This window comes from Pseudonocardia sp. Cha107L01, assembly GCF_052566575.1.
In genome coordinates, this window is the sequence record NZ_CP199579.1 from 234,295 (window position 1) to 256,914 (window position 22,620).

Genomic DNA, 22,620 nt, shown 5'->3' on the forward strand with positions numbered 1-22,620 from the left:
GCACTCATTTGACCTGTTCCTCGACGGCGTCGGTGACGTTCGGGTCGGCGGCGTGCGCCGGGGCGTACACGTAGTAGTCCTGCTCGTCGTCACCGAGGCGCATCGGGTGCGGCGGCTGCTCCATGCCCGGCAGCAGCGGGGCGAGCAGGTCTTCCTTGGTGTAGATCAGCCGCTGCCGGTCGTCGTCCGCCAGCTCGTAGAAGTTGATCATTGTCAGCGACCGGGTCGGGCAGGCCTCGACGCACAGCCCGCAGCCGATGCAGCGCAGGTAGTTGATCTGGTAGTCGGCGCCGTACCGCTCACCCGGGGAGAACCGTGCCTCCTCGGTGTTGTCGCCGCCCTCGACGAAGATCGCGTCGGCCGGGCAGGCCCAGGCGCACAGCTCGCAGCCGACGCACTTCTCCAGCCCGTCCGGGTGCCGGTTGAGCTGGTGGCGCCCGTGGTAGCGGGGCGCGGTGGGCCGGAAGTCCTCCGGGTACTGCTCGGTGACCACCTTCTTGAACATGGTGGCGAAGGTGACGCCGAAACCCTTGAACGCATCAAGCATCGTCTGAACTCCCTCTCTGAGGGGTGGCCGGCGCGGCCGAGCCGGCCAGTGCGGCCTCGCCCGACGCGCCGCCGAGCGGACCGTTCTGGCTGGTCTGCGGCGAGGCTCGCATCCGGTGCCGGGGTTGCGAGGGCACGGCCAGGTCGAGCGGGGGCACCGGGAAGTCCGAAGCGGGCTCGACCTCCGGCGCCTCGGGTTTCCGTTGGTCCGGCACCAGGAAGGCGAAGATCAGCGCGGCCACCACGACCACCCCGATGACCACCAGCGCGGTGCCGCCGTGGCCGCCCCCGCTGGTCCGCCAGGTCCGGATCGCGAAGATCATCAGGATCCACAGCAGGCTGGTGGGCACCAGGCCCTTCCAGCCGATCCGCATGAACTGGTCGTACCGCAGCCGGGGCAGCGTGCCGCGCAGCCAGATGAACACGAACAGGAAGACCAGCATCTTGCCGATGAACCACACCATCGGCCACCAGCCCTCGTTGGCGCCGGCCCACAGGCTCAGCGGCCACGGGGCGCGCCAGCCACCGAGGAAGAGCGTGGTGCCCATCGCCGAGACGGTCACCATGTTCACGTACTCGGCGAGGAAGAACAGCGCGAACTTCAGCGAGGAGTACTCGGTGTGGAAGCCACCGACCAGCTCGGACTCGGCCTCGGGCAGGTCGAACGGGGCCCGGTTGGTCTCCCCGACCATCGAGATGCAGAACACCACGAAGCTGGGCAGCAGCAGCCAGATGTACCAGCCGCCCTCCTGCGCGTTCACGATGCCGGCGGTGGACAGGGTGCCGGAGTAGAGGATCACCGCGACGAGGGACAGCCCCATCGCGATCTCGTAGGAGATCACCTGAGCGGCCGAGCGCAGCGCGCTGAGCAGCGGGTACGGGGTGCCGGAGGCCCAGCCGGCGAGCACGATGCCGTAGACCCCGATGGACGAGCAGGCCAGCGTCACCAGCACGCCGACCGGCAGGTCGGCCAGCTGCAGCACCGTGTGGTGCCCGAAGATGGACACCTCCGGACCGAACGGGATCACCGAGAAGGCCACGAACGCCGGGATGCAGGAGATCACCGGCGCCAGGAAGAAGACCACCTTGTCCGCGGTGACCGGCATGATGTCTTCTTTGAACGCCAGCTTGAGCCCGTCGGCCAGCGACTGCAGCCAGCCGTTGGGGCCGACCCGGTTCGGGCCGGGCCGGTGCTGCATCCGGCCGACGACCTTGCGCTCCCAGTTGATCATGAACAGGGTCAGCACGACGCCGATGGCGAACAGTGCGACGACCTTGAGGATGATCAGCCAGAGCGGGTCCTGGGCGAGCAGTGCCTCGGTCTGGTCGGCGTTCAGCGCGAGTACCGCGTTGTGCACCGCGGCGGTGGTCAGCGCAGTGCCATCGAAGCCGGTGTTCATCGGTCCCCTCCGGCGGTAACCGTGACCAGGTCGCCGTGGCCGGCGCCGAGTGTGGCGCGGACCCTGGAACCCGGCGAGTTGGCCGGTAGCCACACCACGCCGTCCGGTAGGTCGGCCAGCTGCACCGGCAGTGAGATCGCGCCCTGCTCGGTCGCCACCACGGCGACCCCGCCCTCGGTCAGCCCGAGTCGAGCCGCGGTGGCCGGGTTGACCCTGGCCTCCGGCGCCCGTGCGGTGCCGGCCAGGTGCGGCTCGTCCACGGCGAGACTGGAGATGTCGAGCAGCTGCCGCCAGGTGGCCAGCACCGCCCGCCCGTCGGCGGGCGTCGCGGCGGTGTGCCCGTCGGTCCCCGCGGCGATCGGGGTACTCGGCCGGGTGGCACCGACCAGGCCGACCCTGGCCAGCTCGGCGGCGGCCGCGGCGGGCGTCTGGGTGAACAGGTCGACGTCCATCTCCACCGCCAAGGTGTCCAGCACCCGGCAGTCGGCGAGCATGCCCGGCTCGCGCAGGGTCAGCCCGAAGTCGCGGCGGCGGCCCTCCCAGTTGAGGTAGCTGCCGTCCCGGTTCACGTCCGGGGCGACCGGCAGCACCACGTCGGCCAGCTCGGTCACCGCCGACTCGTGCAGCTCGAGGCTGACCACGAACCGGGCGTTGCGCAGCGCGGCCAGCGCCAGCTCCGGGTCCGGCAGGTCGTACGGGTCGACCCCGCCGACCACCAGCCCGGCCAGCTCACCTGCGGCGGCGGCGGTCAGCATCTCCGACGTGCTGCGGCCCGGCTCGGCCGGCAGCTCGTCGACGCCCCATGCGGTGGCCACCACGGCGCGGGCGGACGCGTCGGTCACCGACCGGCCACCGGGCAGCAGCGTCGGCACCGCGCCGGCGTCCAGCGCGCCCCGGTCACCGGCCCGGCCCGGGATCCAGGCCACCTTCGCGCCGGTCCGCGCCGCCAGCTCGGACACCGCGGCGAACAGCCCCGGCACCTCGGCCGCGCGGCCGCCGACCAGGATCGCCGCGCCGTCCTGGCCCAGCAGGTCCAGCACGTCGGAGCCCAGCTCGGCCAGCACGCTCGCCTCGGTGCCGGGCACCGCCGGGATCAGCGTCGCGTTGGTCTTGCTGACGCTCGGGGTGGTCCACTGGCCGAGGTGGAAGACCCGCAGGCCGCGGTGCCGGTTGGCCTTGCGCAGCCGGAGGAAGACGATGCCCGCCTCCTCCTCGGGGTCCAGCGCCACACACAGCACCGAGGGCGCCTGCTCCAGCTCGGTGAAGGTCAGGCCGCCGGTTTCCGGGCTGGTGCCGACCACGTGCGCGGCCAGGAAATCCAGCTCCTCGGCGCTGTGCGCACCGACCCGGAAGTCCACGTCGTTGGTGCCCGCGGCGAGCCGGGCGAACTTGGCGTATGCGTAGGCGTCCTCGACGGTCAGCCGGCCACCGGCCAGCACGCCGATGCCCTTCGGCGGCTCAGCGGGGGCGCTGTGCCGGGCCGCGTCCGGGTGCAGCGCCGGGTCGAGCTCGGTCGGCTCGACCGGGTAGTCGCCGTCCCGGGCCGCGAGCAGACCCTCGGCGGCGACCTGCAGCGCGTCGGTCCACGAGGTCTCGACGAGCGTGCCGTCCGCGCCGCGCACCATCGGGCGCACGATCCGGCCCTTGGAGGTCAGGTAGCGGAACGCGAAGCGGGCCTTGTCGTCGATCCACTCCTCGTTGACCTCGGGGTCGTTGGCGGCCAGCCGGCGCAGCACCTGCCCGCGTCGGGTGTCGATGCGGATCGCGGCACCGCTGGAGTCGTGCTCGCTCACGCCGGGGGTGGACTCCAGGTCGAACGGCCGGGACCGGAACCGGTAGGCCGCGCTGGTCAGCGCGCCGACCGGGCAGATCTGGATGGTGTTGCCGGAGAAGTAGGACTGGAACGGCTTGTCCTGCGCCACGCCGATCTGCTGGTTGGCGCCGCGCTCGAGCAGCTCGATGAACGGGTCGCCGGCGATCTCGTCGGAGAACCGGGTGCAGCGCTGGCAGAGCACGCAGCGCTCCCGGTCCAGCAGCACCTGGGTGGAGATCGGCAGCGGCTTCGGGAAGGTGCGCTTGCGGTCGATGAACCGGGAGTCGTCCCGGCCGTTGCTCATCGCCTGGTTCTGCAGCGGGCACTCGCCGCCCTTGTCGCAGATCGGGCAGTCCAGCGGGTGGTTGATGAGCAGCAGCTCCATCACGCCCTGCTGCGCCTTGTCGGCCACCTTGGAGGTGTGCTGGGTCTTGACGACCATGCCGTCGGCCACCGTCATGGTGCAGCTGGCCTGCGGCTTCGGCATCGGCCGGCCGCCCATCTCCACCTCGACCAGGCACTGTCGACATGCACCGGCCGGGGACAGCAGCGGGTGGTCGCAGAACCGGGGCACGATGATGCCGAGGCGCTCACAGGCACGGATCAGGATCTCGCCCTTGGGCGCGTCCACCTCGATGCCGTCGATGGTGAGCCGGACGTGCCCCTCCGGCACCGGCCTCGACTCGGTCCCAGAATCCTGGGTCAGGGTCATGACTGGGCTCCCACTGTGTTGTCCGCTCCGCGGCCGCTACGCGCTGGCCGCTCCCCTGGCCCTGTGCTGGGAGAGGTCGTGACTCCGCGGAGATCGTCGAGCTGGTCCGGACGCGGCACGGCCGGCTGGGCCTTGCACAGGTCCAGGAACTCCTGCCGGAAGTACTTGATCCCACTGGTGATCGGGCTGACCGCACCGTCGCCCAGCGCGCAGAACGAGCGGCCGAGGATGTTGTCGCAGACGTCGAGCATGGTGTCGATGTCGGCCTCGGTGCCCTCGCCGGCGACCATCCGCTGCAGGATCTGCAGCAGCCAGTAGCAGCCCTCGCGGCACGGGGTGCACTTGCCGCAGGACTCGTGTTTGTAGAACTCGGTCCACTTCATGACCGCCCACGGCACCGAGACGGTCTCGTTGAAGATCATCAGCGCCGTGGTGCCCAGCATCGAGCCGGCCGCCACCGCACCCTCGAAGTCGAGCGGGACGTCCAGGTGCTCGGCGGTGAACAGCGGGGTGGACGAGCCGCCCGGCGTCCAGAACTTCAGCGGGATGCCGTCCTTCATGCCGCCGGCCAGCTCCAGCAGCTCGCGCAGCGTGGTGCCCAGCGGCGCCTCGTACTGGCCGGGGCGCTCCACGTGCCCGGACAGCGAGTAGATCTTCGGTCCGGGGCTCTTCTCCCGGCCCATCGTGCGGAACCAGTCGCTGCCGCCCATCACGATGGCGGGAACGCTGGCGATGGTCTCCACGTTGTTCACCACTGTGGGCGCGGCATACAGCCCGGCGGTCGCCGGGAACGGGGGCTTCAGCCGAGGCTGCCCGCGCCGACCCTCCAGCGAGTCCAGCAGCGCGGTCTCCTCGCCGCAGATGTACGCCCCGGCGCCGGCGTGAACCACGATGTCGAGGTCGAACCCGGAGCCCAGGATGTCCTTGCCGAGGTAACCGGCCTCGTAGGCCTCGTTGACCGCGTTCTGCACCCGGCGGATGCAGTGCAGTGCCTCACCGCGGATGTAGATCGCGCAGAAGTTGGCCCGGATCGCGTAGCTGGTGATGATGCAGCCCTCGATCAGGGAGTGCGGGTCGGCCATCATCAGCGGGATGTCCTTGCAGGTACCCGGCTCGCCCTCGTCGGCGTTGATCACCAGGTAGTGCGGCTTGCCGTCGCCCTGCGGGATGAACGACCACTTCATCCCGGTCGGGAAGCCGGCGCCGCCCCGGCCGCGCAGCCCCGAGTCCTTGACCAGCTGGATCAGCTGGTCCGGGTGCGCCCGGCCCGCTCCGCCCTCGCGCCCGACCAGCACGGTGTGCAGCGCCTGGTAACCCTCGAGCTGTTCGTAGGTTTCCCGGGACCACGAGCGGGGGGACAGCCAGCGGCGGGTGAGCACCGGGCTGAGCGGCTGAGTCGTCATCACTTCTTCTCCGGTGCGGCAGGCAGTTCCGGGTGGTCCGGCATCGCCGGCGCGGTCCAGCCGCTGGACTCGGCCAGCTGGGCCCCGATCAGCGTCTCGGTGGCGGCCGACGGGCCGGCGACGGCGGCCGGCAGGTCGTCGTAGAACCCGGCCAGCTCGCGCTCCACGGTGCGCCAGTCGGTGAGTGCGGCACCCCGGGTGGGCGCCGGCTTCTCGCCCCGGCGCAGCGCGTCGACCAGCTCGCCCGCGGACTCGACGGTCTGGTTGTCGTAGTACTCGTAGTTCACCTGCAGCACCGGGGCCAGGTCGCAGGCGGCCAGGCACTCGGCGTGCTCGACGGTGATCGAGCCGGTGCTACCCGGCTCACCGGCGGTCTGCTCATGGCCCAGCGGCTTGCCCGCCGAGCCCAGCTGCTCGCACACCCGCTTGTAGATGGCGTCCCCGCCGAGCGCCGCGCACAGCGTGTTGGTGCACACGCTGACCAGGTGCTCACCGCCGGGACGGCGCTTATACATGGTGTAGAAGGTGGCCACCGCACTGACCTCGGCGGTGCTCAGGCCGAGCTGCTCGGCGCAGAACCCGATGCCCTGCTGGCTGACGTAGCCCTCCACCGACTGCACCAGGTGCAACAGCGGCAGCAGCGCGGAGCGGGACACCGGATACCGGTTGATGATCTCCTTCGAGCGCTGCCTGGTGAGCTCGTCGAACACCTGGTCGGTGGTCGGTCCGGACTGGTCGGTGCTCATGCCTCGCCTCCGCGCTCGTTCCGCTCCTCGCTCGCTGGCGCTCGCTGCGATGCTCGCTCGCTGTCGGCTTCGGTGCTCATCGGTCGCATCCCCCCATCACCGGGTCGATCGAGGCCACCGCGGCGATGACGTCGGCGATCATGCCGCCCTCGCTCATCGCGGGCATGGTCTGCAGGTTGATGAAGCTGGGCTCACGCAGGTGGACCCGCATCGGCCGGGTGCCGCCGTCCGAGACCAGGTGCGCGCCGAGCTCACCGCGCGGCGACTCGACAGCGGTGTAGACCTGTCCGGCCGGCACCTTGAAGCCCTCGGTGACCAGCTTGAAGTGGTGGATCAGCGACTCCATCGACTGGCCCATGATCTTGCGGACGTGCTCGAGGGAGTTGCCGAGGCCGTCGGAGCCGAGGCTCAGCTGCGCGGGCCAGGCCACCTTCTTGTCCGCGACCATGACCGGTCCCGGCTCCATCTTGTCCAGGCACTGCCTGATGATCTTGAGGGACTCGTGCATCTCGGCCAGCCGCAGCCGGTACCGGGCGAAGCAGTCCGCCTCGGTCGCGGTGGGCACCTCGAACTCGAACTCGTCGTAGAGCGAGTACGGCTCGGTCTTGCGCAGGTCCCAGGGCAGCCCGGCGGCGCGCAGGATCGGCCCGGTGGCGCCGAGGGCAAGGCAACCGTCCACCGGCAGGTAGCCGACGCCCTCCATCCGCTGGCGCCAGATCGGCTGTCCGGTGAGCAGCTTGTCGTAGGACGGCAGGTACTTGTCCATCCAGTCGACGAAGTACTGGACGTGCTCGCGGTAGTCCTCCGGGAAGTCCTGCGCCATGCCGCCGGGGCGGATGTAGGCGTGGTTCATCCGCAGCCCGGTGAGGTACTCCAGCAGGTGCAGCGCCACCTCCCGCTCACGGAAGCCCGAGGTCATCCCGGTCAGCGCGCCCAGCTCCATGCCGCCGGTGGCCAGCGCGACCAGGTGCGAGGAGATGCGGTTGATCTCCATCAGCATGACCCGGCCGAGCTGGGCGCGGCGCGGCGCGGTGATGCCGAGCAGCTTCTCCACCCCGAGGCAGTACGCGGTCTCGGTGAACAGCGGGGCCAGGTAGTCGCACCGGGTCACGAACGTGACGCCCTGGGTCCAGGTGCGGTACTCGCAGTTCTTCTCGATGCCGGTGTGCAGGTACCCGATGACCGAGCGGGCCTGGGTGACGGTCTCGCCCTCCAGCTCCAGCACCAGGCGCAGCACGCCGTGCGTGGACGGGTGCTGCGGCCCCATGTTGATCACGATGCGATCGTCGTGCTCGTCGTTGACGACCGTGTCCCAGTCGCCACCGGTGACCGTGTAGACGGTGCCCTCGGTGGTCTGCCGCTCTTCGGCGTACGGATCGTTCATGTCGGTGCTCATGCCTGCGCTCCGCGCTCGTTCCGCTGCTCGTTCGGCTTCTCGTGCACAGCCCTGGTCGTCACAGCCCTGGTCGTCACAGCCCTGGTCGTCATGAGTACGACCGCCGCTGGTCCGGTGGCGGGATCTCGGCGCCGTGCTTGTACTCGACCGCGATGCCGCCGAGCGGGTAGTCCTTGCGCTGCGGGTGGCCGTCCCAGTCGTCCGGCATCAGGATCCGGGTCAGCGCCGGGTGCCCGTCGAAGATCACCCCGTACATGTCCCAGGTCTCGCGCTCCTGGAAGTCGGCGGTCGGGTAGACCTCGACGACGCTGGGCAGGTGCGGGTCCTCGACGGTGACCGAGACCTCCAGCCGGATCCGCCGCCGGAAGGTCATCGAGGTGAGGTGGTAGACCACGTGCAGCCGGTCCGGGACCGCCTCGCCGTAGTCCACCCCGGACACGCTGGAGCACAGCTCGAAGCGCAACCCCTCTGAATCACGGAGTGTCCTGCACAGTTCGAGGATGCGGTCCCGGTGCACGTAGAGCGTGATCTCGCCGCGGTCGACGGTGACCTGGCGGATCGCATTGCCCGGGATGCCCCGCTCGGTCAGGCTCGCGCCCAGCTCGTCGGCGAAGTCGTCGAACCAGCCGCCGTAGGGCCGCTCGGCCGGTGCCGGCGAGTACGCCGGCAGCCGCAGCCCGCCGAAGCCGGAGGTGTCCCCGGTGCCGTGCACGCCGAACATGCCGGCCCGCTCGTGGCCGGCGAGCAGCGGCAGGCTCGGGCGGTCGCCCTGCAGATCGCTGGGAACCAGGTCGTCGCCGCCGCGCTCGGCCGAGGACTGCTCGGTCCCGGACTCCGATGCGCCGGCGTCCTCAGGGGTGTTCTCGGCGGCGTCGCGCGGTTCGCTGTCAGAGCTCACGTCATCGCTCACTTCTTGGCGTACTTGACCGAGGACGGGATGAGCTCGGTGCGGTGGCCACTGGCGGCCAGCGCGGCGGCACGCTTGGTGCCCAACGGCTCGTCCATGATCTTCGCGTGGATCTTGAGGATCGCGTCCATCAACATCTCCGGGCGCGGCGGGCAACCGGGCAGGTACATGTCCACCGGCACGATGTGGTCCACGCCCTGCACCACGGCGTAGTTGTTGAACATGCCACCGGAGGACGCGCAGACACCCATCGCCAGCACCCAGCGCGGCTCCGGCATCTGGTCGTAGATCTGTCGCAGCACGGGGGCCATCTTCTGACTCACCCGGCCGGCCACGATCATCAGGTCGGCCTGGCGGGGCGAGGCGCGGAACACCTCCATGCCGAACCGCGCCAGGTCGTAGCGGGGCGCACCGGTGGTCATCATCTCGATCGCGCAGCAGGCCAGCCCGAAGGTGGCGGGCCACAGCGACGACTTACGGGTCCAGTTGACCAGCTTTTCCACGCTGGCCAACAGCACACCGTTAGGCAGTTTCTCCTCGAGTCCCATTAGTTCGGCCCCCTCAGTTCCAGTCCAGGCCACCTCGGCGCCACACGTAGACGTAGGCGAAACCGACCGTCGCGATGAACAGCACGATCTCGACCAGCCCGAACAATCCGAGCGAATCCGCGGTGACGGCGAACGGGTAGAGGAACACAGTCTCGATGTCGAACAGGATGAACAGCATCGCGGTCAGGTAGTAGGCGACCGGCATCCGGCCACCACCGACAACCGGGTGGGGGGACGGCTCGATACCGCATTCGTAGGCGTCCAGCTTCGCCCGGTTGTACCGCCGAGGGCCGGTGTGTGGCGCCGAGGCCACCGAGAAGAAAGCGAACGCTCCGGCCAGCGCCATCATCAACACCAGCGGGAGGTAGGGCTGGAGCATCTCTCTCCTCCGGTACGCGGTCGACTTTCCATGGTCGACAGTCATTGCCGACCCTAATCACCTACTCAGAGCAGTTCCTGAGTGAGGCGAGCCTTACTACTTGACGGCCGGGGTCAGCCGGGTCATCGCCGCGATGAGCCGGTCCGATGCGTCCCCGCCCTTGGGGTCGTGGAGGTTGGCCAACAACTTCAGCAGGAACGCCATCAGTGTCTTACGCGGCAGCCCGTGGCGGGTCGCCAATCGCATGACGGTCGGGTTTCCGATGGCTTTCGAGAATAGGTTGCCGATGCGGTAGTAGCTGCCCAGCGCCTCGCGGATGGCGATGGGATAATTCTGCAACGCGTGCTCCGCCGCCGAGCCCGATCGGGCCAAGGACTGGATGGCGCAGGCGGCCGCGATCGACGCCGATTCCATCGCGTACGCGATGCCCTCGCCGTTGAACGGGTTCACCATCCCGCCGGCGTCTCCCACCAGCAGGAGACCGGGGCGGTAGTGCGGGGTGCGGTTGAAGCCCATCGGCAACGCGGCGCCGCCGATCGTGCCGACCGCGTGCTCGTCCCGGTAGCCCCATTCCTCCGGCGTGCCGTCCAGCCACGACTTGAGCAGCGCCCGGTAGTCGGTGGACCCGTAGGCGCGGCTGGTGGACAGGATGCCGAGGCCGACGTTCGAGGTGCCGTCGCCCATGCCGAAGATCCAGCCGTAGCCGGGCAGCAGCTTCGGGCTCTTCGGGTCGGTGCGGTCCCACAGCTCCAGGTGCGACTCGAGGTAGTCGTCGTGGGTGCGCGGGCTGGTGTAGTAGCGGCGGACCGCGACGCCCATCGGCCGGTTGTCGTTCTTGGCCATCCCCAGCGACAGCGCCACCCGGGCGGAGACGCCGTCGCAGGCCAGCGTGAGCGGGGCCCGGAAGGTCACCTCGCGCTTGTCCTTGCCGCGCCCGACGTGACCCTTCACGCCGACCACCCGGCCGGTGCGCTCGTCGGTCATCGCCTCGGTGACCGAGGTCTCCTCGTGCAGCCGGGCGCCCGCCTTCTCCGCGTGCCTGGCCAGCAGCTCGTCGAAGTCCTGCCGGGGGCGGACCGCGCCGAAGTCGGGGAAGTTGGCCAGGTCCGGCCAGTCCAGCTCCAGGCTGACGCCGCCGCCCAGCACCCGCAGGCCCCGGTTGTGCAGCCAGCCGTTGCGCTCGGAGCAGTCGATGCCGACGTCGATGAGCTGCTTCATGCCGCGCGGGGTGAAGCCGTCGCCGCACACCTTGGGCCGGGGGAAGGTGGACTTCTCCAGCAGCAGCACGTCCAGCCCGGCCCGCGCCAGGTACGTGGCGGCGGTCGATCCAGCCGGTCCGGCACCGACCACGATCACATCCGCGTCGCTTCCGGTGACTCTCGGCGCGACGGACTGCGCGGAGGTCTGGGCGGGCGGCTGGGCCATGCGGCTCTCCCGGTGCATCGGTGCGCGTGTGGTGGTGGGTCGTGCGGGTCGTTCTGCGTCGTTCTTCCGGTCGTGCTGGTCGTATCCGGCGCTTGTGAAGACTTTCACGAAGTCCGGTTGGAGTGTAAGACCCCGGCGGGCGAGACGCGCGACCAGTGCCTCCGACCTGCGCAACATGTCGTCACGGGCGGCCGAACGCGGTCACCGGCGGAGGGCTGTGGTCAGGGGCGGCGGGCGCGGTGCAGCGCGACGATACCGCCGGTCAGGTTGCGCCAGGCCACGTCGGTCCAACCGGCCGAGCCGATCTTCGCGGCCAGCCCCTCCTGGTCCGGCCAGGCCCGGATCGACTCGGCGAGGTAGACGTAGGCGTCCGGGTTGCTGCTCACCCTGGTGGCGATCGCCGGCAGCGCGCGCATCAGGTAGTTGGTGTAGACCGCCGCGAACGGGGCCCAGGTCGGGGTGGAGAACTCGCACACCACCAGCCGGCCGCCCGGGCGGGTCACCCGGGCCATCTCGGCCAGCCCGACCACCGGGTCGACCAGGTTGCGCAGCCCGAAGGAGATCGTCACCGCGTCGAAGCTGGCGTCGGCGAACGGGAGATGCAGGGCGTCGGCGGCGACCATCGGCACCGGGCGGTGCCGGCCGCTGCGGAGCATGCCCAGCGAGAAGTCGGCGGCCAGGCACCAGGCACCGTCGCGGGCCAGCTCGACGGTGGACACGCCGGTACCGGCCGCCAGGTCGAGCACCCGCTCGCCGACCGCGGGCGCCAACGCATGCCGGGTGGCGATCCGCCACAGCTTGTCCTGCCCGCCGGAGAGCAGCGTGTTCGTCAGGTCGTAGCGCCGCGCCACCGCGTCGAACATCCGGGCGACGTCACGGGGGTCTTTGTCCAAACTGGCTCGGGACACGGTCGCCAAGGCTACGTGGTGACCCGGGCACGCCCGGCCACGCACCTCCGGTGGCGGACCGGGTTGCCCTGACGGGCGCCGGCCGCCCCCGCCGAGATCGACGGCACGGCTGAAATTCTCGTGGCCCAGCAGCCCTGGCGCCGCTCTCGACGCGAGGACGGGACGCGGCGGGGCACGGTTCTCGGGGCTAGCCGTGGCTGACCTCGAGGTTGTAGATCATTGTCTCGCCGTAGTTGTCGCTGTCGCAGGGCGAGACCTTCTCGCAGTTCGCCTGGGTGTAGGCGCCGGCCTTGAAGTAGGCGTTCGAGAAGCTCTTGGACAGCGTGGCCTGCAGCTGCCCGTTGTAGTAGGCCTTGACCGTGCCGTCGCTCACCACGTACCTGGCCTGATACCTGGTACCGAGGGCATAGTCGCTGGTCACCAGCTTGAAGTGCGGGTTGTCGCCGTCGGTGACGTACAGGTTGGAGCCTTCCAGCCGGAACACCGAGATGTCGTCGGAGTCGTCGTGGATCTGCGCCCCGACCAGTTGGGGTTTGCCCTGGGGCAGCCTGTTGAACGACTCGGTGACGGTCAGGGTGTGCGTACCGGAGGCTGACGACCAGGCGGCATCCGAACCTCCGTCGCTCATCTCCCGCAGCTCCGAGCGCGGATAGCTCGAGCCCTTCGTGGTGACGCCGTCGACCGCCGAGCGGAACACCACGGCCGCACAGTCCGACGTGGGTTGGAACCAGGGCGTACTGGCGAAGGTGGCCAGGGCCGGCTGCACGATCTCCTTGGGGCTGCCCGCCGAACCGGTGGGCAGGGTCAGCTTCCAGCTCTTCAGGTCCAGGATCTGGGACGGGTACCGGCACCCGCCGCCGTACCCGCCACCGCCGTAGCCGCCACCGCCGTAGCCGCCACCGCCGTAGCCGGAGCCGCCGCCGTAGCCGCCACCTCCATAGCCGCCGCCGTAGCCGGAGCCGTCGGATCCGGAGCTGCCCCACCACCCGCCGCCGGTTCCGCCGTCGCCCGAACCGCCGCCGCCCGACCAGCCACCGCCGTCGCCCGAGCCCGTACCGCCGGGCCAGCCGCCACCGGATCCGCCGTTCCCCGACCAAGCGCCGCCGGAACCGTCGTTCCCCGACCAACCGCCGCCCGACCCGCCGTTACCCGACCCGGAGTCGCCGGACCCGGACCCCGCACCCCACGAACCGTCGCCCCCCGAACCAGCCGACCCTGAACCGTTCTGCCCCGAACCAGCCGACCCCGAACCGTCGAGCGCGGAGTCGTCCGACCCCGAACCGTCGGACTCCTCGAGCGCCAGCACGGAGCTCCCACTGTGCGCATGCCGGAGCAGCCACGGGTTCGGCGTCACCAGGAACCCGGCGGCGACGGCGGCAACAGCCGTGATCGCGGCCGCCAGCCGGAGCACCGTCCGCCGGGAGAACGATCTGCCGGGCTGCATGTCGATCCTCGCCTCGGGGTGGGATCTGGCGTGTCGGGACCGTAGGCCGGGCGGCGGCTCGCCGAGGGCACATTGGCCTCGGCTGTGTGCGATCGCGATCGCCCGCGATCTCCGGCGACCGCCGAGGGCCGTTCAGGCAGGCAGCTGTCCGGCCGGCGCCCTACCGTGTGGGTCATGACCGACATGGCCACCGGGAGCGACACCACCCAGCTGACCCCGTTCCGTCTCGACATCCCCGAGTCGGCGCTCGATGACCTGCGCCGGCGGCTGGCGGACACCCGCTGGCCGGACCAGCCCGTGCCGGCCACCCCGGCCGACGGCGGCTGGCGCCTCGGCCCGCCGCTGGACTACCTGCGCGAGCTGGCCGAGTACTGGCGCCGCGACTACGACTGGCGCGCGGCGGAGGCACAGATCAACGAGTTCCCGCAGTTCACCACGCAGATCGACGGCCAGCGGGTGCACTTCCTGCACGTCCGCTCCGTCGAGCCGACCGCCCGGCCGCTGATCCTGACGCACGGCTGGCCCGGTTCGATCGTCGAGTACCTCGACCTCATCGGCCCGCTCACCGACCCCGCCGCGCACGGGGGAGATCCGGCCGACGCCTTCCATGTGGTGCTGCCGTCCATCCCCGGCTTCGGCCTGTCCGGGGTCACCACCGAGACCGGCTGGGAGGCCGCGCGGGTGGCCAGGGCGTGGGCCGAGCTGATGCGCCGGCTGGGCTATGACCGGTACCTGGCACACGGCGGCGACTGGGGTTCCGCGATCACCCGCGAACTCGGGCTGGCCGACCCCGAGCACGTCGCCGCGCTGCACGTGCTGCAGATCTTCGCCGCCGCGGTCGGCGCACAGAACGCCGACCTGGAGATCCCCGAGGAGCGGCGCAGCGTCGAGGCCGGCCGGCGCTACCGCGACGAACTGGCCGGCTACTCGGCGATCCAGAGCACCCGGCCGCAGCTGATGGCCTACGCGCTGACCGACTCCCCGGTCGCGCAGCTGGCCTGGATCGTCGACGGGTTCAAACACTGGACGGACTCGGTGGACGTACCGGAGGACGCGGTCGACCGGGACGCGATGCTCACCAACGTGATGCTCTACTGGCTCACCGGGACGGCCGGCTCGTCCGCCCGCTTCTACTACGACGGCTTCCGCGGTTTCCGCCAGGCGTCGGCGCGGTGCACGGTCCCGACGGCGGTGGCGGTGTTCCCGCGCGACATCTCGGTGCCGGTCCGGCGGATCGCCGAGCAGACGAACAACATCGTGCGCTGGACCCACTTCGACCGGGGCGGCCACTTCGCCTCGCTGGAGGAACCGGACCTGGTGCTTGCCGACCTGCGCGAGTCGTTCCGCCCCTACCGCTGACCAACCTGCCGCTGACGCCGTGAGTGGCGAGTTGGGTCAGGAGCCAACTCGCACTCACGGGTAGCTCAGGAGGCCTCGAGAGCGCCGAGCATGCCGGTCACGGCGGCCGGCCAGGTGAACTGCTCGGCGCGCGCCCTGGCCTGGGCCCGCCGGTCGTACTCGGCGAAGGCCAGCAGCTCGCGGACCGCGCCGGCGAAGGCGGTCGAGTCGTCGGCCACCGCCGCGCCGCACCCCGGCCGGACGATCTCCACCAGCGCCGACGAGCGGGACACCACCACCGGCGTGCCGCTGGCCAGCGCCTCAAGGGCGGCCAGGCCGAACGTCTCGTGCGGCCCGGGCGCCAGCGCCACGTCCGCGGAGGCGAGCAGGCTGGCCACCGCCGTCCGGTCGGCCACGAACCCCAGGAAGGTCACCGGTAGGCCGCGGGCGCGCCGGTGCAGGGCCGCCCGCCGCGGCCCGTCGCCGGCCACCACCAGCCGCACCCGGTGGCCGGACTCGTGCAGCCTGGCCACCGTGTCCACACTGCGCTCCACGTGCTTCTCCGCCGACAGCCGTCCGCAGTGCACCAGCAGGGTGTCCGCCGGGTCGGCCAGCCGGGCGCGCAGCGCGACGTCGTGGCGCGCCGGGGAGAACGCCGCCAGATCCACCCCGAGCGGTACCTGCAGCACGTTGTGTGCCCCGATCCGGTCGAACTCCGCGCGGGCGAACCCGGTGGTGCACACGACGGTGTCGTAGCTGGCGGCCATCCGGTCGTTCGCCCAGTCCGCCCACCGCCGCGCCGCCGGCCCGGGCAGCAGGAACTGCTCAAGCAGCCGGTCCAGCCGCTCGTGCGAGATCACCACGCTGGGCACCCCGTGCCGCGCCGCCCAGCCGCCGAGGCCGCGCAGGGTGAGCCGGTCGGACACCTCGATGGCGTCCGGGCACAGCCGGTCCAGCAGCGCGCGCACCCGCCACGGGTCCACCGCCCGGTAACCACCGGTGCCGGGCAGCCTGGGCGCGGCCACGGTGAGCCGGCGGACCCCGGTGGCCAGCCGTTCGTCGGCCGACCGCCCGCCCGGCACGATCAGCGTCACGGTGTGCCCGCGCGTCACGTAGCCGGCACCGAGGTGGTGCAGTGCGGTCCGCAGGCCACCGGAGCGCGGGCCGTAGAAGTTCGCCAGCTGCACGATGTGCATCCGCGAGTAACCCGCCCCGCTCAGGCCGCGTGCCGGTCGGCGCGGGGACCCGCGTCCTGCACCTCCGCGTAGTGCGCGAGCAGCTCGTCGCACACCGTCGCCCAGTCCCGGCGCAGTACCGAGCGCCGTGCGGCCAGGCCACACCGGGCGCGCACCTCGTCGTCCCACAGCCGCAGCACCGCCGCGCGCAGCGCCGACGCCGCCGCCGGGTCGGACGGGTCGGTCCCCGGTGTCACCAGGTAGCCGGTTCGGCCGGGCGCGACCAGGTCACGGGGCCCGCCGGCGTCCAGCGCCACCACCGGCACCCCGGAGGACAGCGCCTCCTGCACCGCCTGGCAGAACGTCTCCGACGGCCCGGTGTGGACGAACACGTCGAGCGAGGCGTAGATCTGGGCCAGCTCGTCGCCGCCGCGGAAACCGAGGAACGCCGCGCCGGGCAGCAGCTCGCGCAGCCTGGGCTCGCTCGGCCCGTCGCCGACCACGACCAGCCGGATCCCGGGCAGCCCGACGAGCGCGGCCAGCCGCTCCACCTGCTTCTCCGGCGCGAGCCGCCCCACGTAGCCGACCAGCAGCTCGCCGGACGGGGCGAGCCGGGCCCGCCACTGCGCGGAGCGCTGGGACGGGCGGAACCGGGCGATGTCCACGCCGCGGGCCCACCGGTGCACCCTGGGGACCCCGCGCGAGGTCAGCGCGTCGGCTGCCCAGCTGGACGGGGCCAGGGTCCGGTCGGCCAGCGAGTGCAGCCGGCAGGTCCAGCGCCACGCGGCGCGGGCGGTCAGGCCGAGGCCGTACGAGGTGGCGAAGCCGGCCACATCGGTCTGGTAGATGGCCACCGTCGGCACCTCGAGGCGGCGGGCGGCGGCCAGCCCCCGGGCGCCGACCACGAACGGCGCGGCCAGGTGCACCACGTCCGGGCCGAACCGGCGCAGCGCGGTGAGCACCCGGCGGCTCGGCAGCCCGACCGGCATCGAGTTCACCACCGGCAGGTCCAGCGCCGGCACCCGGACCACCGGTACGCCGAGGTACTCGTCCGGGTCGTCCCGGGCGGCACCGGGCGCGACCACCATCACCTGGTGTCCGCCCCGGCGCAGATGCTCGATCACCCGCAATACCGAGTTCGTCACGCCGTTGACGGTGGGCAGGAAACATTCCGACACGATGGCCACTCGCACAACCGGACCATGCCCGGCCCGGCATCCGGTGAGCCGACGACGGCGTGACCAGCGAGGGAACACGGCAACAACATCGCGAACGGGGCCCCGGAGCCGGCCGGGCCGGGCGATCCGGGGGATCACTCCAATGCTGTTGCGCCGCCATGCGGTCCGACACCGGCAGTCACCACCCAGGCGGGAGTTGCCCTGGTGATCCGCGACCTGTCACCCGCCGGACGCACCCGGGTCACCAGGGCAGGACACGCTGGGTCGATATGACGGTGTTGTTCTCCCAGACCGCCGAACCGGTCGACCCCGGGCTGCTGTCCCGGGCGTTGGAGGTCGGCGGTCGGCTCGCGAACGACGCGGCCGAGGTGATCGCCGCGACGGCCGACCGCGGCTGCCGGGTCGGTGGCAACGCCGAGGCGCACCTGTACGACTGGGTCACCGACACCGACCGCACCCTCGAGCGGCACACCCACCGGGTGCTCGCCTCGGAGTTCCCGGACATCGCGGTGGTGGGCGCCGAGTACGCGGCGTCGGAAACCCCTGATCCCCGCTACCGCTGGCTGGTCGCCCCGGTGGACGGCGCCGCCAACTACCTGGCCGGCCTGCCCTGGTACGGCTACAGCCTGGCCCTGCTGGACGGCTCCGGACCGGTCGTCGGGGTGATCTCCGACCCCAGCCGCGCGGAGATCTACGCGGCCGCGAGGGGGCGCGGTACCCGGGTGAACGGGGTACCGGTGCGCATCCCGGAGCGGGTGGTTGCCCGGGGGTACCCGATCTGCACGGAGCTGACCCGGGCCGGCGGTTGGCCCGGTCTGACCCGGTTCCTGGCGTGCGCCGCCGAGGCCCGCTGCGGGGTGCGGGTGCTCGGCTCGGCCGCGCTGGCCATCACCCAGGTCGCGCTCGGACACGCGGTCGCCGCGGTGCTGGAGGACTACCGGGAGTGGGACGTGGCGGCCGGGTTGGCGTTGGCGCTGGAGGCCGGGGCGGTGGTGCTGGACCGGCGGGGCCGCCCGGACCCGGTGCCGGTCGGTGGCCTGTTGGTCGCCGCTCCCTCAGCGGCCGCGGACGTGCTCGGTTGGTGGCAGGCGGCGGTCCCGGACGCGACTGAACCGTCCGCGGACCACGACTGAGGAGGTTCTGAGGACGCGGCTGAGATTGCCTGAGAGCCTGAAGTCAGGCGGCGTCGGTGGAGGCGGACTTCGCCGGGGACGTGTCGCCGGCTCCGGTGCCGAGCGGGTCAGTGCCATCGGGGTCAGAACCGTCGGGGCCGGAATCGTCCGGGTCCGAGCCGTCCGGAGCAGCACCGTCCGTGCTTGCGTCGTCCGATCCCGGGGTCGCGGCGGCGGCCGCGGCGGCGATGCTCGCGGCCAGCCGGTCGCTCTCCAGCCGGCGCAGCTGGCGGCCCCGCAGCGTGAAACCCACCGGCAGCGCGATCGCCCAGGTGATGGCCACCACCAACCCGATCGGCCACGAGCCGACCGAGGCATCCCGGCCGAGCACCCGCACCCGGTCCGGGTGGGTGCTGTCGTACTCGACCCGGACGATCTGGCCGGGCTGCAGGCCGCGCGGGTAGAACACGCCCTTCTCGGGCGACACGGTCTCGCCGCCGGCCGTGGTGAACGCGATCAGCGTGCGGCTGAAGTCGGACCCGGGCAGCACCTCGGCGGTGGCCACCGCGCTGTGCGCCCGGATCTCGGCGTCGTCGCGGTGCGCCCCGACCAACACCAGCACGCCCATCAGCGTGATCAGGCCGGCGAGCACCAGGATCATCGCCGGCAACCGGCGCACGAGCGGCATGACCACCGGCAACAGGAGGCCGGCCAGCTCATCGAGCAGCCGCCCCGTTGCGCTCGAGTTAACGCCGGTGACCGTGGACATCGGAGGCAGTCTACGGATGCGGAGCCGCACCGGCGCCACAGGTGCCCGCCCCGGCACCGCCGGGCAGGTGACCAGGGCCACTCCTTCCGATCGGACGGCCCGTCCGACCGAGTTCGCCACCGAGCGCCTGAGCAGCCAGGACCGCGCCAGATCGGGCCCCACTGGACCCACCCGGTGTGTCCAGCACCTCGCCGTCCGATTGCGCACCGTTCGCCACGGCCTCTTACCCTCGTCCCGTGAGCATCGCTCCTATTGCCGCGCCGGTACGGGTCCGTACCCGCGCCATCCCCGACCCGGGCCGGCTGATCGAGCTGCTGCCCGACGAGCGCGGACCGCTGTGCTGGGTGCGGGGTTCGGAGGGGCTGGTCGGCTGGGGCGAGGTCGCGCGGTTCAACACTCGCGGCCCGGACCGCTTCGAGGCGGCGGATGCCTGGTGGCGGTCGTTCACCAGCCGGGTCGAGGTCACCGATGAGGTGCGGCTGCCCGGGTCCGGCCCGGTGGCGTTCGTCAGCTTCGCCTTCTCGCCCGACTCGGACGAGTCCGTGCTGGTGGTGCCGCAGGTGGTGGTCGGCAGCCGGGACGGCGTCGGCTGGATCACCGAGATCGATGCCGGCGTCGCGAGCCGGCTGCCCTCGGTGCGGCGGGTGGCACCGGTCCGGCGAGCCACCGGGGTGCGCTACAGCGAGGGCCTGCAGTCCGTGGAGGGGTGGCGGCGCGCGGTGTCCGAGGCGGTCGCCCGGATGCGCCGGGGCGACCTGTTCAAGGCGGTGTTCGCGCACGACCTGATGGCCACCGCCGACGAGCCGCTGGACCCCCGGTTCCTGCTCGGCGGGCTGGCCGAGCGCTATCCGACGTGCTGGAGCTACGCGGTGGACGGCCTGGTCGGGGCCACCCCGGAACTGCTGCTGCGGCGGACCGGCACCGAGGTCAGCTCCCGGGTGCTGGCCGGCACCAACTGGCTCGGCGAGCTCAGCGGGTCGGACGCCGACGAGCTCGGGCCGGCGTTGCTCGCCTCCGGCAAGGACCGCGAGGAACACCGGTACGCGGTGGAGTCGCTGGTGGACCGGCTGCGGCCGCTGTGCGCCGAGGTCCACTCGCCCGCCGAGCCGTCGGTGCTACGGCTGCCGAACGTGACCCACCTGTCCAGCGACATCACCGCCCACCTGGACCCGGCCGACCCGCCCTCGCTGCTGCGCCTCGCCGGAGCGGTACACCCGACCGCCGCCGTCGGCGGTACCCCCACCGAGCCCGCGCTGCGGCTGATCGCCGAGCTCGAGGACATGGACCGGGGCCGCTACGCCGGTCCGGTGGGCTGGGTGGGCGCGCGGGGCGACGGTGAGCTGGGCGTGGCGCTGCGCTGCGCGCTGCTGTCCGGCTCGACGGCCCGGTTGTTCGCCGGCTGCGGGGTGGTCGCCGACTCCGACCCGGACACCGAGGTCGCGGAGGCCGCCGCCAAGCTCGTCGCGGTCCGCTCCGCGCTCGAGGGCCGCCCGCTCTAGCCTGTTGTTACCGAGCTGCACACCAGGCAGGTTGTGAGCGGCGAAATCCTGCCTCCTGTGCAGCTCGGTAACAAGCCCACCGCGTGCACGCGCTAACTCAGCGCCGCGTCGAGTGCTGCGCGCAGGGCCGCGTGGCCGTCGCGCAGGCCGTCGCGCTCTGCCGGCACCTCGACGATCCGCACCCCGTCACCCACCCCGCCCAGCGCCCCCGGCAGGGCGGACAGCTCGTCGACCCGGCGGTAGTCGACCCCCAACCCGGCGCAGAGCGCGTCCAGCCGAACCCGGTGCGGGGTGCCGAACACCCGCTCGAAGCTCGCCCGGTGCGCCGGCGCCCCCTGCTCGAGCAGCGAGAAGATGCCGCCGCCGGAGTCGTTGAGCACCACCAGGGTGAGGTCCGGGCGCGGCTCGTCGGGGCCGAGTACGAGAGCGGTCAGGTCGTGCAGCACGGTCAGGTCGCCGAGCAGCGCGTAGCCGGGGCCGGCACCAGCACCGTGCGCCAGGCTGGCCCCCACGGCGGTGGACACGGTGCCGTCGATGCCGGCGACCCCGCGGTTGGCCAGCACGGTCAGCCCCGGCCGGGGCCGGGCGGCCAGGGACACGTCCCGCACCGGGTTGGACGAGCCGAGGGTCAGCACGGCGTCGGCGGGCAGCGCGGCGACCAGTGCGGCGGCCAGCCGGAGCCCGGTCGGCGCGGCGGGCTCGCCCAGTGCCTTCTCCAGTGCGTCCCCCGCGAGCTGGTCGGCGCCGGCCCAACGGGCACACCACTCCGACGGCGGGCACAGCGGCGGCACCGGGCCCACCGCGCGTACCGAGGTCGGCAGCTCGACGCCGACCGTGCCCTCGACGGCGTACACCGCGACCCGTTCGTCGGCGAGCAGCCGGGCGACCGAGCGGTTCAGCGTCGGCCGCCCGTGCAGCACGACCTGCGCCGGCCGCAACAGTACCGACTCCAGCGCCGACTCCAGTGCCGGCGAGCCGAGCAGCCACGGACCGGTCCGCAGCGCGCCCGGCCACAGCGGCGAGGTGGGCTCGGCGATCACCGGCGCGCCCCCGGGACCGGCCCCGACCGGCATCCCCGGTACCGCCCCGGTCGGCACCGCGCCGCCCAGCACCACGGTGGGCAGCTCCGGGTCGAGCGGTAACAGGGTCCGCCCCGTGCCCGAACCGACATCGCCCGAGTCGACGCCGCCCGAGTCGACGCCGCCCGAGTCGACGCCGCCCGAGTCGACGCCGCCCGGGTCGACGCCACCCGAACCGACGCCGGCCGAGTCAACGTCGCCCACTCCGCCCGCGCCGGGGAACCTGGTCCACGGCCCGCCGTCGGCGCGGCCGTCCAGCGGCTCCGGCCAGGTCGCGGCGTCGAACGGCCCGTCCGGCACCAACGGCTCACCGAACGGCAGGTTGACGTGCACCGGGCCCGGCGGATACCCGGTCCGGCCGAGCGCGGTCCCGACCGCCTTGGCGACCGAGGCACGCCAGGTGGCCTGCTGCCTACCGTCCCGGCGGGCCAGCCCGAGGTTGAGCTCGAGGCGCGGCGCGGTGCCGTACAGGTGGGTCTGCACGATGGTCTGGTTCGCGCCGGTACCGATCAGCTCGGGTGGCCGGTCCGCGGTCAGCGCGAGCAGCGGCACCCCGGCGTGCGATGCCTCCAGTACGGCCGGGTGCAGGTTGGCCGCCGCCGTGCCCGAGGTGCACACCACCGGCACCGCGCGTCCCGACCGCAACGCCAACCCGAGCGCGAGGAAGCCCGCGCCGCGCTCGTCGATGCGCACGTGCAGCCGGATCCGGCCGGCCGTGTCCGCCCGGTGCAGCGCGAAGGACAGCGGGGCGTTGCGCGAGCCGGGACAGAGCACCGCGTCCGTCACGCCGCAGCGGATCAGTTCGTCGACCAGTACCTCGGCCTGTGCGGTGGACGGGTTCAT

The 22,620-nt window shown here is 72.1% G+C and carries 19 protein-coding genes; 3 read left to right on the top strand and 16 right to left on the bottom strand.

The genetic code is table 11. The features are described from left to right. Positions 1-4: 4 nt before the first annotated feature. From nuoI to ACTXG6_RS01235, 12 genes are all read right to left on the bottom strand, one after another. Complete coding sequence (gene nuoI, locus ACTXG6_RS01180) at positions 5-547, bottom strand: NADH-quinone oxidoreductase subunit NuoI (RefSeq protein ID WP_445185888.1); 543 nt, start codon at positions 545-547, stop codon at positions 5-7. Continuing rightward, positions 540-1,946, bottom strand: coding sequence for an NADH-quinone oxidoreductase subunit NuoH (gene nuoH / locus ACTXG6_RS01185; protein WP_445185889.1), 1,407 nt, complete (start codon positions 1,944-1,946; stop codon positions 540-542). The genes nuoI and nuoH overlap by 8 nt, the downstream gene beginning before the upstream one ends. Further along, on the bottom strand, positions 1,943-4,471 hold the full coding sequence (locus ACTXG6_RS01190) for an NADH-quinone oxidoreductase subunit G (RefSeq protein ID WP_445185890.1): 2,529 nt from the start codon (positions 4,469-4,471) through the stop codon (positions 1,943-1,945). The genes nuoH and ACTXG6_RS01190 overlap by 4 nt, the downstream gene beginning before the upstream one ends. Continuing rightward, complete coding sequence (gene nuoF / locus ACTXG6_RS01195) at positions 4,468-5,874, bottom strand: NADH-quinone oxidoreductase subunit NuoF (RefSeq protein ID WP_445185891.1); 1,407 nt, start codon at positions 5,872-5,874, stop codon at positions 4,468-4,470. Before nuoF ends, ACTXG6_RS01190 begins: the two co-directional genes overlap by 4 nt. Continuing rightward, the gene (gene nuoE, locus ACTXG6_RS01200) at positions 5,874-6,620 is read right to left on the bottom strand and encodes an NADH-quinone oxidoreductase subunit NuoE (RefSeq protein ID WP_445185892.1); all 747 of its coding nucleotides are present in this window, start codon (positions 6,618-6,620) and stop codon (positions 5,874-5,876) included. Before nuoE ends, nuoF begins: the two co-directional genes overlap by 1 nt. A gap of 76 nt (positions 6,621-6,696) precedes the next feature. Next, complete coding sequence (locus tag ACTXG6_RS01205) at positions 6,697-8,016, bottom strand: NADH-quinone oxidoreductase subunit D (protein ID WP_445185893.1); 1,320 nt, start codon at positions 8,014-8,016, stop codon at positions 6,697-6,699. An 88-nt stretch (positions 8,017-8,104) separates the two neighbouring features. Further along, positions 8,105-8,914 carry an NADH-quinone oxidoreductase subunit C gene (locus ACTXG6_RS01210; RefSeq protein WP_445185894.1) on the bottom strand — a complete coding sequence of 270 codons (810 nt, stop codon included), beginning with the start codon at positions 8,912-8,914 and terminating at the stop codon, positions 8,105-8,107. 8 nt (positions 8,915-8,922) lie between these two features. After that, positions 8,923-9,471 (bottom strand): NuoB/complex I 20 kDa subunit family protein, encoded by a 549-nt coding sequence (locus ACTXG6_RS01215; protein ID WP_445185895.1) that lies wholly within the window; start codon positions 9,469-9,471, stop codon positions 8,923-8,925. Between the two features lie 13 nt (positions 9,472-9,484). Continuing rightward, on the bottom strand, positions 9,485-9,850 hold the full coding sequence (locus ACTXG6_RS01220; RefSeq protein WP_445185896.1) for an NADH-quinone oxidoreductase subunit A: 366 nt from the start codon (positions 9,848-9,850) through the stop codon (positions 9,485-9,487). 96 nt (positions 9,851-9,946) lie between these two features. Then, a complete protein-coding gene (locus ACTXG6_RS01225; protein WP_445185897.1) occupies positions 9,947-11,275 on the bottom strand; it encodes a geranylgeranyl reductase family protein in 1,329 nt (442 codons plus the stop codon). A 221-nt stretch (positions 11,276-11,496) separates the two neighbouring features. Then, on the bottom strand, positions 11,497-12,183 hold the full coding sequence (locus ACTXG6_RS01230) for a demethylmenaquinone methyltransferase (protein ID WP_445185898.1): 687 nt from the start codon (positions 12,181-12,183) through the stop codon (positions 11,497-11,499). Between the two features lie 187 nt (positions 12,184-12,370). Next, entirely contained in the window at positions 12,371-13,627 is a 1,257-nt protein-coding gene (locus tag ACTXG6_RS01235) for a polysaccharide lyase family 7 protein (RefSeq protein ID WP_445185899.1), read from the bottom strand. A gap of 174 nt (positions 13,628-13,801) precedes the next feature. On the opposite strand from ACTXG6_RS01235, the gene ACTXG6_RS01240 reads away from it, so the two are divergent. Then, positions 13,802-14,986, top strand: coding sequence for an epoxide hydrolase family protein (locus tag ACTXG6_RS01240; protein WP_445185900.1), 1,185 nt, complete (start codon positions 13,802-13,804; stop codon positions 14,984-14,986). 65 nt (positions 14,987-15,051) lie between these two features. Here the strand turns inward: ACTXG6_RS01240 and ACTXG6_RS01245 are convergent, their stop codons facing one another. After that, positions 15,052-16,161, bottom strand: coding sequence for a glycosyltransferase (locus ACTXG6_RS01245; protein WP_445185901.1), 1,110 nt, complete (start codon positions 16,159-16,161; stop codon positions 15,052-15,054). Positions 16,162-16,181: 20 nt separating this feature from the next. Beyond that, positions 16,182-17,327 carry a glycosyltransferase family 4 protein gene (locus ACTXG6_RS01250; protein ID WP_445185902.1) on the bottom strand — a complete coding sequence of 382 codons (1,146 nt, stop codon included), beginning with the start codon at positions 17,325-17,327 and terminating at the stop codon, positions 16,182-16,184. Positions 17,328-17,587: 260 nt separating this feature from the next. Here ACTXG6_RS01250 and ACTXG6_RS01255 point away from each other — a divergent pair, with 260 nt between their 5' ends. Next, a complete protein-coding gene (locus tag ACTXG6_RS01255) occupies positions 17,588-18,451 on the top strand; it encodes an inositol monophosphatase family protein (RefSeq protein WP_445185903.1) in 864 nt (287 codons plus the stop codon). 43 nt (positions 18,452-18,494) lie between these two features. Here ACTXG6_RS01255 and ACTXG6_RS01260 read toward each other — a convergent pair whose 3' ends face one another. After that, positions 18,495-19,199, bottom strand: coding sequence for a DUF3592 domain-containing protein (locus ACTXG6_RS01260; RefSeq protein WP_445185904.1), 705 nt, complete (start codon positions 19,197-19,199; stop codon positions 18,495-18,497). Between the two features lie 236 nt (positions 19,200-19,435). Here ACTXG6_RS01260 and ACTXG6_RS01265 point away from each other — a divergent pair, with 236 nt between their 5' ends. Next, entirely contained in the window at positions 19,436-20,698 is a 1,263-nt protein-coding gene (locus tag ACTXG6_RS01265) for an isochorismate synthase (protein ID WP_445185905.1), read from the top strand. 92 nt (positions 20,699-20,790) lie between these two features. Here the strand turns inward: ACTXG6_RS01265 and ACTXG6_RS01270 are convergent, their stop codons facing one another. Continuing rightward, positions 20,791-22,620 carry a thiamine pyrophosphate-binding protein gene (locus ACTXG6_RS01270; protein WP_445185906.1) on the bottom strand — a complete coding sequence of 610 codons (1,830 nt, stop codon included), beginning with the start codon at positions 22,618-22,620 and terminating at the stop codon, positions 20,791-20,793.